The following is an 11,906-nucleotide window of genomic DNA, read 5'->3' as shown; positions in this document are numbered from 1 at the left end:
TGGGGTTCGTCGGGGCGGTTTTTTAGAACCGAGACGTGCATCTATGGACATTCCCGACCCGCTTGTTCTTGGTACGCGGAGTAGCGAACTCGCGCTTCGGCAGGCCAATGCCGTGAAGTCCCGCCTCGAAGCCGTAGGGCACCGGGTAACGCTTCGTACAGTGACCACCCGAGGCGACGAGTCGCAGGATGTCCCCATTTCCGAAATTGGAGACGAAGCGGTCTTTACCAAAGAGTTGGATCGAGCACTTCTAGCGGGGGACATTCATTTTGCCGTCCACTCCCTGAAAGACATTCCTTCGACCCTGCCAGAGGGCATCGTGTTGGCGGCCGTCGGACAGCGGGAGGATCCGTTCGATGCTTTCGTGGCTCATCCCTCTTTTGAGGGGCACCTCGCAGACCTCCCCATGAAGGCCACGGTGGCGACGGCGTCCCTTCGTCGTACGGCGCAACTCCAGACCTGGCGCTCGGATCTTCAGGTCGTACCCGTCCGGGGCAACGTGGACTCCCGGATCGAAAAGCTGGTGGCCAGCGACTGGGACGGAATGGTTCTGGCTGTGGCGGGACTCTTGCGAATGGGACTTTCGGCCCACATCCGGGACCGAATCGATCCCGAAATCATGGTGCCGGCTGTGGGGCAGGGGGCGCTTGGGGTTGCCTGCACTGCCGACGACCAAGCGCTTGCCGACCGTCTCCGCGACGTTTTGAACGATGAGGCCGTTGAGGTGGCCACCGCTGCCGAGCGAGCCTTCCTGCGCACGGTGGGAGGGGGGTGTCAGGTCCCACTGGGCGCCTGGGCGCACCTCAACGATGAGGGAATGCTCGTAGTTGAGGCCTGCATCGCCGCTCTGGACGGAGAAGAGCAGTATCGGGACCGACGCCTCTGTGCCCCGGAGGATGGGGAAGACGTTGGGCGGCAACTGGCAACCGACTTGCTCGAGGCCGGCGGAGCGGCCATCGTCGAGCGCATCTTAACGGAGGAGGCCGAGCAAGGCGCTCACTTTCGTCCCTAGTTGGTCGGTACGTGTGAAACGACGCTCTTCCGTGCTCCGGGCATAGATCGCTGAGGGACGACTGGGGTCTCCGTTCGTTTGATCTCGCCCCCGACCGTATCACGACTGGTATGACTGAAACCGTCTCTCCGGATGTCATCCTTCTCCGCGCCGCCGATGATCCGGACCCGTATGTTCGCGTTTTTCAGGACGCGGGGGCGCAGGCGGTGTGCCGTCCGGTACTTGCGTTTGCGTTTCCGAACGACGATCAGCTTCGAGCCCACCTTCGTCAACGTGAACGCTACGACGGCATTGTGGCCACGTCGCCCCGAGTAGGACGTGCTCTGCGCCGGGTCTTCGACGCACACGGGACCATTCACGCCGCCTGGAAGACGGCACCGGCCTACGTGGTGGGACCCAAGACGGCCGAGCGGCTTCGGGCGCTGGGCTTTGATGTTCGAGGAGAGGAGACGGGCAGTGCCCGTGCCCTGGTGGACTGGATGGCTGTACATCCCCCGGAAACCCCGCTTCTCTTTCTGTCTGGGAATCGGCGTCGTGACGTTTTGCCGGACGGGCTCCGGGCGGAGGACATTGCCTTCGAGGAGCAGGTCGTGTACGAAACCCATACTCGAAACGATTTATCGCTGTCCGGGGCCACGACCGGGACCTGGCTCGTCTTTTTCAGTCCCTCGGGGCTCGAGGCCGTTCGAGCTGCTGATGTCAACCTCGACACTTACCGGTGCGCTGCGATTGGGCCGACGACGGCCGGCGCTCTTCGGACGGAGGGGCTCACGGTCGATGCCGTGGCGAGCACCCCCTCGCCGAAGGGACTGTTGAATGCGATTCGGGCCGCGGAGGAATAGTCGTCACGATTCTGGTTTTGCGCCGTCGATGGCGGCTCGGAAGCGGGCGGTGGCGCGCTCGGGGTTCTTGGCTGTGCAGATGGCGGAGAGGACCGCTACTCCGTGAGCTCCGGCTTCGAGGGTGGGCCGGACCCGATCGTGTGTAATGCCACCGATGGCTATGATCGGAATGGGCACGGCCTCACTTGCGTCGCGGACGCCTTCCGGTCCCTTCACCGATTTTGGGTTTCGCTTGGAGGTCGTGGGAAAGACGGGACCGAATCCGATGTAATCGGCCCCCATCTCATAGGCCGCCACGACCTGTTCCGTTTTCGTTGCGGTGGCTCCGATGGTGGCGTCGGGGCCCAAGATCGAGCGGGCCGCGTCGATCGGAAAGTCGTTCTGCCCAAGGTGCACGCCGTTTGCCCCGACGGCCTGGGCGACGTCGACTCGGTCGTCCACGAGGAGAGGGATGGACGCATCTTGGCAGACCTGTGCCACCTTTTGGGCCTCAACTAAGATGTTCTGGATGCCGCCGTGCTTCTGGCGGAACTGGATCGTGTCGGCGCCGCCGCGCACGGCCATTCGGGCTAGCTCGGCGTGAGCGTGTTGCTGCTGAAGGTGAAAGTCGGTGAGAACGTGCAGGCGGCCAATGTCGGGGGGCGAGACCGTGGGGTCGCCGTTCGGGACAGGCTCCTCCATGAGAAGTCAAATTCGTGGACGATAATGACGCGTTCCTCTTCACATCTGAAGCCAAAGGCAGTTCCGCTGTGTAGCTGCAGCAGCGAGAAAGAATGGTATCACGATCTCTCTGTAGATTGCGCGCTCAACGGCCTTTGGCTCCTTGAAGAGTTATGAAGTGAATCGAAGCCCGCTTGTGCTCGCTTGTGAGTGCCTGCTCCGTTCCAGAATGGGGGCATTGTTGGCTGGGTCCAAAAATGTACAAAAAGATGCTGCGAGGCCCCGGCCTGACTCCGGCTCCGGCTACGCTACAATCAATCACGCTCGTCTGACTCTTCATGACCGGAACGAGTTCACGTTCGGCGACTTGTGCGTCGTTTCAGGAGAGCCTTGTCCTGCGAACAATCTCTTAATGCCACGCAGATGTCCAGTGCGACGTGACGAATGAGGAATCCGACGCCATAGACACACTCTTCGGGATGGACGAGCATAGCATCCGTGCTTCCCGTTACGGAAAATTCGTACAACCGGAAGGAGCGTTACATTTCCCTATCTTCTTGGCAATCTTGTTGTGAAGGAGCGACCTCACGGTGATCTCTGACGGCCTGAACAGGTTGGATGGGAGGCTTAGAGAGGTGGGTTACTGAGGTCTGTTTTTAATTCCGAATTACTCTTCGTTTCGATGCTTAAGACGATCCCAATTATCAATAGTAAGGGCGGCGTCGGTAAAACGACGACGGCCGTCAATGTAGCGGCGGGATTGGCCCGGAAGGGCCGATCGGTTCTTCTGGTCGACCTCGATAGTCAAGGGTCCGCCTCAATCTCGCTGGGCGTGAATCAACGGGAGCTGGCCCCGTCCTCGGCCGACGTCCTATTCGGAGACGCGTCGATGGCGGAGGCGATCCGGGCGACCGAGCGAGACGACTTGGACCTTCTTACTGGCGCGCTCGATTTGGCGAATGCAGACGTGCGTTTGAAGCAACAGGAGGAGGGACATCGTCGACTCGAAGATGTGTTGAGCCCAGTTGCGCATCGTTACGATCAGATTATCGTGGACTGCGCGCCTTCCACGTCCATCCTCTCGGTAAATGCACTTGTGGCAGCCGATGCCTTTCTCGTGCCGGTCACGCCGTCGTACCTCTCCTTGGAAGGAGTCGTGAGTCTTGGGGAAACCGTGCGCCGCGTGCGGGAGGGGATTGGCGAGGCGGCTCCCATTCTTGGCGTGCTTCTCACAATGGTTGATCGGAGCCAGGATGGTACCCTGCAGGCCATCGATCACCTCCGGGGGCACTACGGAGGAAAAGTGTTCGACACCGAAATTGAGCCCGATCCGGCGCTGGAAGAGGCCCCAAGTCGAAATCAAGACATCTTTCAATACGCGCCGCAGTCCACGGCGGCCGAGCAGTACGGCCAGCTCATCGAGGAGGTGGAAGATCGTCTGACTCGATACGGATCCATTTACAACGGCCTTGTGAGCAAGGCGAACAAGGCAGCAGTCGACGGTCGCTCCGTTGAAAAATCCTCAACCTCAAGCCCGGCAGAATCCGTTGAGTAATAAACGATGCCGTTCGGGGCACTTCATATTCTATGCGGGATGGATCATGAGCGGGCTATTTGCTATCATGGATGATGTCTCTGTGCTTTTTCGAGTTTCTGCCCTCAGCCCGATCTCATGATTCAGACTGTCCGACAGGCCTCTTCCCTCCGCGGCACGGTTTCACTTCCCGCCGACAAATCCATCTCGCATCGATCCGCGCTTCTCTCGGCCCTTGGGGAGGGAACCTCACGTATCCAGAATTTTCCAGATTCTGCTGATCCGCAGTCGACACTCGACTGTGTGCGAGGATTGGGCATCGCGGCCGAGCGGGACGAGGAGGGGGTGCTCGAAGTAGAGGGCCGCGGACTCAACGGTCTCCGTCCGCCGTCCGCGCCGCTCGACTGTGGCAACTCCGGCACCACGATGCGCCTGCTTTCCGGCATCCTAGCGGGCCAGCGGTTCGGTTCCGTTCTTTCGGGAGACGACTCGCTTCAGCAGCGGCCCATGGAGCGTATTGCCGACCCGTTGACGGCCATGGGGGCCCGCATCTCGCTGCAGGACGGGCATGCCCCGATTCGCATTCGTGCCACTCAGTCTGGTCTCGATCCGATCGAATATCGGCTGCCAGTCGCTTCAGCACAGGTGAAATCCTGTGTACTGCTGGCAGGGCTCTTTGCGGAAGGGAAAACCGTCGTCATTGAGCCGACGCCGTCGCGCGATCATACGGAGCGGATGCTGGGCCTTCCGGTTGAGGAGGTCGGAGGAGTGCGGCACCTCATTGTGGAGCAGGGACATACCATCCCGTCGACCGAGTGGACCGTACCGGGGGATTTTTCTGGGGCGGCCTTCTTTTTGGTGGCCGGCTCTCTGGTGCCAGACAGTGAACTCCGTCTAAAGGGAGTGGGCCTTAATCCCTCCCGTACGGCGCTGTTGGAGGTGCTCGACGGCATGGGGGCCAACATTACGGTCGAAAATGAGCGCGTGAAGGGGGCCGAGCCGGTCGGCGACATCACGGTCCGGAGCGCAGTCCTTTCGGGGGTGGACGTGGGCGGACGGCTCGTGCCGAATCTCATCGACGAGATTCCGGTGCTGGCCGTGGCGGCGGCCTGTGCCGAAGGGACTACGGAGATCCGCGACGCTGAGGAACTGCGGGTGAAGGAAACGGATCGCCTCCACGCGATGGCGGAGAATCTGAACGCGCTTGGGGCGGAGGTACAGGAGCGCGAAGACGGTCTTATCATTGAGGGCAACGGGCCCAATCTGCTAGGCACCACCGTTCGCAGTTTCGACGATCATCGGATTGCGATGGCGATGGGAGTGGCGGGGCTCGTGGCACATGGTTCCACCACCATCAACGACGCAGAGTGCGCGAAGGTCTCCTTTCCGGGCTTCTGGACGGAGATGGACCGGGTGGCGTCGCACTGAGGAGAGTTGTCTCCTTTCTTCTAGTGGGGGCGTCTCAACTCAGGTGCGCCTGACGTCAGGGGAGGGGCATTTAAGGGGGGCTGGCTCGGCACGATGGGGAGCAACCTCGGCTCGATCTCCGCTGTTCAACCCCTGTTTGACTGTGGAGAAATCTACAGTCCCATCTCTTCGACGATCTCGTTGATGCCCGCCTCAAACTTCTTCGCCCCGCCCTGCGACGGGTGGCGCACGTAGGTCGGGTCGGCGTCCACTTCGGTGAGGGCCCGTTCAGCCTTGCGGCCCACTCCGACGATGCGTTCCGGATTCAGTGCGTCGAGCAGGCCGGTTAGGAGCGGCTGCCACTCCCGGACCTCCGTCCGACGTGGGGTTCGGATCGTGAGCGGCTCACCCGGGTCGTGTGGGTGAAGGGGCAGACTGTTCCAGACGAAGAAGTGCGGAAAGTAGGGCTGCAGCACGCGCCAGAAGATGGAGGCGCTGTATTCGGTGTGGGGCTCGTCCTCACGGCTGGTCTGTTGTCCATCAACCGGGAATGACGGGTCGGTCAGTTGCGCCTCGCTCGTAATGGGCACCCCGGAGAAGCGGCAGCCCCACGGGCCGGGGGCTTCGAGCAGGAGGAAAAGAGGCGGAGCGGCATCGTACGCGGCGAGGTAGGCGCGCAGGTTCTCCCGTCGGATGTCGGGGGCGTCCGCCACGTCGAGGTCGTCCCGCCGGTCGCGGTACGGATTGAAGGCCTCGTCGGTGGACGGAGTGGAGAAGACGTGTTTCTGAAAGAGGGACCAAACGTTTTGATGCATGCGAGGCTCAACAGTGATCGTCGATTAGAGGCCGACTCGAAGTCCGAGGACGGGAAGAAGGAAGACGGGGTCGTGCTCTCCGCCAAATGCCACCACTCCGACCCGATACGCGAAGCGTCCCTCCTCTGATTCCACACGGAGCGCACCTGAGAGGTAGGGGCGGTAGCTGGTGGTCCAGTCGGTGTTTCCGGAGTCGAACTCAGAGTGAACGCGAGTGGCCCCCAGTCCGCCTTCCAGGGCGAGGGGCTGCGCGCCAATCGTCCCAATCTGGTGAATGCTAACGATTCCCGCCGTGACGGCCCGAGCCGTTCCGTCCCAGATGAGCCGTCGTCCGTACGAGCCGCCCGCGTACATGCCAAGCTGGAACGCAGACGTGCGAACGAAGAGATGCTCCACGCCGAGGGTATATCCGCCCGCGGGGCCTCCCACCTCCCCAATGACCGAAACGGGCGCTCCCCGTAATTGGGTGGGGGAGTCAGCCTTGACGGCTTGGGCCGAGACGGAGCCGGGCGAGAGGCCGAGAATGAGGAACGGCAGAAGGACGGCTAGGCGAAGAAAGCGAAGGGACATGGGACTATATCAAATGTTTAGGAAGGCTTCAGCCATAAAAAATATTTTGTATAAGTTAATGTCAAGAAAAGAATAGCTCTTCGGCATTGGGAGATCAAGCCGAATCGGGAGCATTCTCGCCCATGCGGGGGAAGGCGAAGTCAGCGTAGCCCATCTCGGCGGTTCCAAACCAGCGATAGGCGTCTTCGCGGGCCGATTTGTAGGCCTCGTAGATCTTCCGGTACTGCTTGTTGTTCGCCGCGTTGTCTTCGAGCAGCTGTTGCGTCACCGTTTGGGCCTCCGTCATCACCTCGTCCGGGAAGCGGCGGAGGGTGGTGCCCTTGTCGAGCAGGCGGTCGAGAGCCGCGGGATTCTTGTGGTCGTACTGCGCGAGCATTCGCATGTCGGCTTCGGCGGCGGCGGTTTTGAGCGCCTCCTGATACTGTGTCGGAAGCCGGTCGTAAGCGTCCCGGTTGACGTAGAAGGTAAGAGCGGGGCCGGGCTCCCACCAGCCGGGATAGTAGTAGTACTGCGCCACCTCGTGGAAGCCGAGCTTCTCGTCGTCGTAGGGACCCACCCACTCGGCGGCATCGATCGCGCCGCGCTCCAGAGAGGGATAGATCTCGCCGCTGGGCAGCACCTGCGTGTTGACCCCCATTTCCGTCATCACCTGGCCCCCAAGGCCGGGAATCCGCATCTTGAGGCCATTCATATCGGCGAGCGAGTTCACCTCGACGTTGAACCAGCCGCCCATCTGGGCCCCCGTATTGCCACCGGGCAAGTTGAGAATGTTGAAGTCGGAGAAGAGGTCGCGCATCAGCTCCAACCCGCCGCCGTAATACATCCAGGCGCGATACTGGCGCGCCGTGAGCCCGAACGGGACGGTGCAGTCGAACGCCAGCGCCGGATTTTTCCCGATGAAGTAGTAGCTGGCCGAGTGGCCCATCTCCACGGTTCCGTTCTGGACGCTGCCCAGCACTTCGAGGGGCGGGACGAGTTCGCCCCCAGGATAGGTGCGAATCTGAAAATTACCGTCGGTAAGGCTGGCGAGGCGGTCCGACAGCACCTCGGCCGCGCCGTAGATGGTATCGAGGGAGCGGCTGAAGCTGGAGGCAAGCTTCCAACGCACTTGCTTGTTCGGCTGCACGTTGGCTGCCCCACTACCACTCGCGGAGGAATTGTCGTCCGCACAACCACCAAGCACACTCGCGCCTGCCGCGCCGAGCAGGGCTTTCTTCGCAAAATCGCGCCGTTCCATGACGTCTCAAAGGCAATAATTCGAGGAGTCGAAGTCACCCCGAAAGGATAAATGTCATAGAGACGCTGCGCAAATGTCGTTTTTAGGAGGGAGGCGAAGGGGAACGTTCCAGTGAAGGAAGATGACATTGCCCGAATTCCCCAATCCAAAATCCGCAATCCCCGAAATCAAGACGGGCTCGGGGCGCGTCGAAGGGGATGCCAGCGGCGCAGGAAGCGATCGAGGCCGAGAGTGAGGAGGAGGGCGAGTCCGATGGAGCCCACAACGTCAAGGCGGACGTACGCGGAGATGTCGTTGAGCGAGCGGACGACGACCCACAGCGTTTCCTGCAGGAGTGTCGGCACGGACGGCATGAGCACGAGGGTTGCGCCCAGGGCCGCAACCGCCAGAAAGACGAGGAGCACATCACTCCACACGAGAGCAGGGGAGGGCTCGCGACCCACGTTGCTGGCTAGGCCCACCCGATCGGCCACCTGCTCCGCAAAATTGTCCGACAGGTCGCCGTCGGGCTCCTCGTGCAGGGCGGCAAACACGGCCTCATAGGCGGCAGCCTCCGGATCGTCCGTGTCGGGCGGCGGACCGTCCCCACGGAAGTGGCGATCAAACTCGTCTTGAAGAGAGTGGTCACGATCGGTCATAGGGTCAATTCCTCCGGACTGTAGCGGTCAAGCAGCCAGTCTTTGAGTTTTTTACGGCCCCGATACAGGTGACTTTTCACCGTCCCCTCAGGGTTGTTCATAATGTCACTAATTTGAGATACGCTCATGCCCTCCAAATGATACAAGGTGAGGGCCGTCCGGTAGTGTTCCGAGAGCGTCTTGATACCCTCTCGCACCAGGGCGCGGCGCTCCCGGTCAGATGCCGCGTCGGACACGTCTTCGTCCGGGTCCTCGATTCGGTTGAGAGCGGCACGGGCATCCGGAGAGTCGTCGTGAGACTCAGGAGCATGGTCCGCATACAACGGCATTTCCTTTTTCTCCAGGTGGTTGAGGCACGTGTTGCGGGCGATGCGCGCCAGCCACGTCGACAGTTTCGATTCAAACCGAAAGTCGTCGAGATAACGATACGCCCGCATAAACACGTCCTGACAGAGCTCCTCGCGGTCCCGGTCGTCATCTACCATTCGGAAGACCACATGCTTTACGAGCCGCTCGTAGCGGTCAATAAACGAGAGAAAGGCGTCACGGTCCCCCTGCAGGACCTGCTCGACCAGTTCGCGCTCAGAACGTGTCTCAGTTTCGGTGCTCATATACCGTTACTCGAATGGGTCATTTCCACGTATACCAACAGGACGCGTCTCAATTCGAGGGTAGGATTTGGAGAGCGAGAACGGCGATCGAGCAACGCTATTGCCAGTAGACAGGAGAGAGCGGAGATCGGTTGCAGGGAGTCGTGTGAAGGTTCTGTTGAAGAGTTTTGTGAAAGTAGGGAGAGGATGAGAAAGGGTGCAACCGATTCTCAGATAGCCCTGTCTGCTTTTGGTGCACGGTTGAATGACGATCGTTGCATTCGGCATTTGTTTACAAGGCCCTACACTGCAATGGAAGATATTCTTGTTCCCCTCGGATTTTTCGGCATGATTGCTTACATCGCCAAACTAATCGGGGATACCCGCATCCGACGAAAGGCCCTCGACTCTCATGCGTCGGCCGACGTAGCGGAGGCGATTCTGAACCGGAGGTGGAAAGAGCCCAGTACGCGATCCGCTTTGAAATGGGGGCTCATCGTCGTCGCACTCGGGATCGGCGTGCTTCTCGTTGATCTGTTGACGATTGGATTTGAATCGCCGTTGGCCTACGCGATTCTGCTTCTCGCCACCGGCATGGCTCTGCTCGGCTACTATTTTGTGGAACGGGAGACCCAGTTGGGCGAAGCGCCCTCGCATAATGCAGCGGAGGAGTCCTTCTCGGCATCCGATCCAGTACGTGAGTCGGAAATGTAACGTCCTGCACACGTGTCTGCTCGACGGCTGCCGTGATCCGCTTCCGGGAGCGTATGGGGCGTCACCCGAAAACAAACGTCTCTGGGGGGGCGTATCCCCAAAGCGATGTCACCCCCAGCGATCTGGTACAGGCCCATGCGTCTTCGATACACCGAGTGGGATCCCGAGCGACACGGCAGCCAAAAGCCGCTTTTTGAGGAGCTCTTTGACCTCTTTGAGGAGCTGTTGGAGCACACGGCGGGGGATGCAGAGGAAGCGCTGCGCTGGCTCCGACAGCTCGACGAGGAGTACGACCTCACGGAGGGCTCCGATCAGTCGATCGAAGACTTCATTGAGGAGCTCAAGAAGCGGGGCTACCTCACGGAGAACGAAGAGGACGGCACGGTCGAGATTACGGCAAAGGCGGAGCGGTCCCTCCGCCGATCGGCGCTCGAGGAAATCTTCAGTGAGCTTCGCAAGCACGGGCAAGGGGACCATCAGACGCCGCATACGGGTCAGGGCGACGAGCGCTTGCCCGAAACTCGCGATTGGACGTTTGGAGATGACATTTCTCGCCTCGACGCGACGGGCACGCTCTCCAACTCCTTCCGCCGGTCGGGGCTCGGGGACGACTGGAATCTGTCCGAGGACGACTTTCAGGTTCACCAGACCGACCATCACGCCACGATGGCCACGGTGCTGATGATCGATCTCTCCCACTCAATGGTGCTGTACGGGGAGGATCGCATCACGCCTGCTCGCCGGGTTGCCATGGGGCTGGCCGAGCTCATCACCAGCAAGTATCCGAAGGACACGCTCGACATCGTAGCCTTCGGCAACGACGCCTGGGAGATTGAAATGGAGGACCTACCGTACCTCGATGTTGGACCCTATCACACGAATACGCGAGCAGGGCTGCGGCGGGCGCGTGGGATTCTGCACCGTCGCAACAACCGCAACAAGCAGATCTTCATGATCACCGACGGCAAGCCCAGCTGTCATATCGAAGATGGGCAGATGTACCGCAACCCTTACGGGCTAGACCCGAAGATTGTGAACAAGGTGCTAGACGAAGGGGTCATTTGCCGGCGCCAGAACATCACAATCACCACCTTCATGATTGCTCGGGATCCGGGGCTTCAGGACTTCGTGCGGAAGCTTACCGAGGTGAACCGGGGCCGAGCGTACTACGCGGAGCTCGACGATCTTGGATCCTTCCTGTTTGAGGACTACGTGCGCAACCGCCGAAAACACATGCGATAGTGTGTGGAGCCTGTGTTAATGTACGCCCGACTCTACCCTCAAGGCCGATGGTTTGCAGATAGCTAGCAAGTCGGAGCGTGTACGTCTGCATCCCCGGCTGGAAGAAACGGGTCCGCAGAGTCTCACAGCGTATGAAAGGAAAACAGTCTCTTAGTGCTGCAGCTCGGACGGTGGTGGGACGTTAGACTCCTTTCCAGATGCAGGTTTGGGGGGCGGTTCGTCGAACCAGCGGGGCGGATCGTAGCCGTGTCCGCCCCAGGGATGACAACGTCCCAGTCGATAGACTGTGAGGATAAGCCCGCGAATTGCCCCATATTTCCGGAAGGCCTGAATCGAGTACTGGGAGCAGGTGGGCTGGTAGCGGCACGTCCTGGGCAGGTGCGGAGAAAGAATTAGCTGATAGGCCCGCACGAGTCCAATGAGCAGAAGACGGGGAAGTCGCAATAAAAAGGCCCCAACACGCCGCATGGCACCATTTAGCTTTAAGACTAAAAACTCATTTCTAGAACGTTGCGCACATCTCGGAGTTCGATAGGGTGACGTCCAGTTCAGTGCTTCGGAAGAGAATGACGGCGTGGGTCCGATGGTTCGCCCGGACCACAGTGAACAGAAGCGGAGGCGTAGTTCCGGGGTTGGGGCGATGCA

At 60.5% G+C, this 11,906-nt stretch carries 13 protein-coding genes; 6 read left to right on the top strand and 7 right to left on the bottom strand.

What is annotated here, in order from left to right; translation table 11 throughout:
* The first annotated feature begins 43 nt into the window (after positions 1-43).
* Positions 44-1,012: a hydroxymethylbilane synthase gene (gene hemC / locus BSZ35_RS02085; protein ID WP_105010906.1), complete on the top strand. Its 969-nt coding sequence runs from the start codon at positions 44-46 to the stop codon at positions 1,010-1,012.
* 110 nt (positions 1,013-1,122) lie between these two features.
* Positions 1,123-1,854 (top strand): uroporphyrinogen-III synthase, encoded by a 732-nt coding sequence (locus BSZ35_RS02080; protein ID WP_105010905.1) that lies wholly within the window; start codon positions 1,123-1,125, stop codon positions 1,852-1,854.
* Positions 1,855-1,857: 3 nt separating this feature from the next.
* On the opposite strand, the gene thiE is transcribed toward BSZ35_RS02080, so the two are convergent.
* Positions 1,858-2,535, bottom strand: a complete 678-nt coding sequence (gene thiE / locus BSZ35_RS02075; protein WP_105010904.1) for a thiamine phosphate synthase — start codon at positions 2,533-2,535, stop codon at positions 1,858-1,860.
* A 661-nt stretch (positions 2,536-3,196) separates the two neighbouring features.
* Between thiE and BSZ35_RS02070 the strand changes: the two genes are divergently transcribed.
* Both BSZ35_RS02070 and aroA read left to right on the top strand, forming a co-directional pair.
* Positions 3,197-4,069 carry a ParA family protein gene (locus tag BSZ35_RS02070; RefSeq protein WP_105010903.1) on the top strand — a complete coding sequence of 291 codons (873 nt, stop codon included), beginning with the start codon at positions 3,197-3,199 and terminating at the stop codon, positions 4,067-4,069.
* Positions 4,070-4,186: 117 nt separating this feature from the next.
* Entirely contained in the window at positions 4,187-5,476 is a 1,290-nt protein-coding gene (aroA, locus tag BSZ35_RS02065) for a 3-phosphoshikimate 1-carboxyvinyltransferase (RefSeq protein WP_105010902.1), read from the top strand.
* A 152-nt stretch (positions 5,477-5,628) separates the two neighbouring features.
* Here aroA and BSZ35_RS02060 read toward each other — a convergent pair whose 3' ends face one another.
* The 5 genes from BSZ35_RS02060 to BSZ35_RS02040 all read right to left on the bottom strand — a co-directional run bounded on the left by BSZ35_RS02060 (position 5,629) and on the right by BSZ35_RS02040 (position 9,326).
* The gene (locus BSZ35_RS02060; protein ID WP_105010901.1) at positions 5,629-6,270 is read right to left on the bottom strand and encodes a uracil-DNA glycosylase; all 642 of its coding nucleotides are present in this window, start codon (positions 6,268-6,270) and stop codon (positions 5,629-5,631) included.
* A gap of 24 nt (positions 6,271-6,294) precedes the next feature.
* Entirely contained in the window at positions 6,295-6,840 is a 546-nt protein-coding gene (locus tag BSZ35_RS02055) for a hypothetical protein (RefSeq protein ID WP_105010900.1), read from the bottom strand.
* Positions 6,841-6,934: 94 nt separating this feature from the next.
* Positions 6,935-8,077 carry a TRAP transporter substrate-binding protein gene (locus tag BSZ35_RS02050; protein ID WP_105010899.1) on the bottom strand — a complete coding sequence of 381 codons (1,143 nt, stop codon included), beginning with the start codon at positions 8,075-8,077 and terminating at the stop codon, positions 6,935-6,937.
* A 167-nt stretch (positions 8,078-8,244) separates the two neighbouring features.
* Complete coding sequence (locus BSZ35_RS02045; protein ID WP_105010898.1) at positions 8,245-8,715, bottom strand: hypothetical protein; 471 nt, start codon at positions 8,713-8,715, stop codon at positions 8,245-8,247.
* Positions 8,712-9,326: a sigma-70 family RNA polymerase sigma factor gene (locus BSZ35_RS02040; RefSeq protein ID WP_105010897.1), complete on the bottom strand. Its 615-nt coding sequence runs from the start codon at positions 9,324-9,326 to the stop codon at positions 8,712-8,714. Before BSZ35_RS02040 ends, BSZ35_RS02045 begins: the two co-directional genes overlap by 4 nt.
* A gap of 291 nt (positions 9,327-9,617) precedes the next feature.
* Between BSZ35_RS02040 and BSZ35_RS02035 the strand changes: the two genes are divergently transcribed.
* On the top strand, positions 9,618-10,019 hold the full coding sequence (locus BSZ35_RS02035; protein ID WP_105010896.1) for a hypothetical protein: 402 nt from the start codon (positions 9,618-9,620) through the stop codon (positions 10,017-10,019).
* A 135-nt stretch (positions 10,020-10,154) separates the two neighbouring features.
* Positions 10,155-11,261, top strand: coding sequence for a VWA domain-containing protein (locus BSZ35_RS02030; RefSeq protein ID WP_105010895.1), 1,107 nt, complete (start codon positions 10,155-10,157; stop codon positions 11,259-11,261).
* A gap of 150 nt (positions 11,262-11,411) precedes the next feature.
* Here the strand turns inward: BSZ35_RS02030 and yidD are convergent, their stop codons facing one another.
* The gene (gene yidD / locus BSZ35_RS02025) at positions 11,412-11,729 is read right to left on the bottom strand and encodes a membrane protein insertion efficiency factor YidD (protein ID WP_105010894.1); all 318 of its coding nucleotides are present in this window, start codon (positions 11,727-11,729) and stop codon (positions 11,412-11,414) included.
* Between the last annotated feature and the right edge of the window lie 177 nt (positions 11,730-11,906).

Origin of the sequence: Salinibacter sp. 10B, assembly GCF_002954405.1 — a bacterium.
In the GTDB taxonomy this organism is placed as follows: domain Bacteria; phylum Bacteroidota; class Rhodothermia; order Rhodothermales; family Salinibacteraceae; genus Salinibacter.
This window is presented reverse-complemented; position numbering and strand designations above follow the sequence as displayed.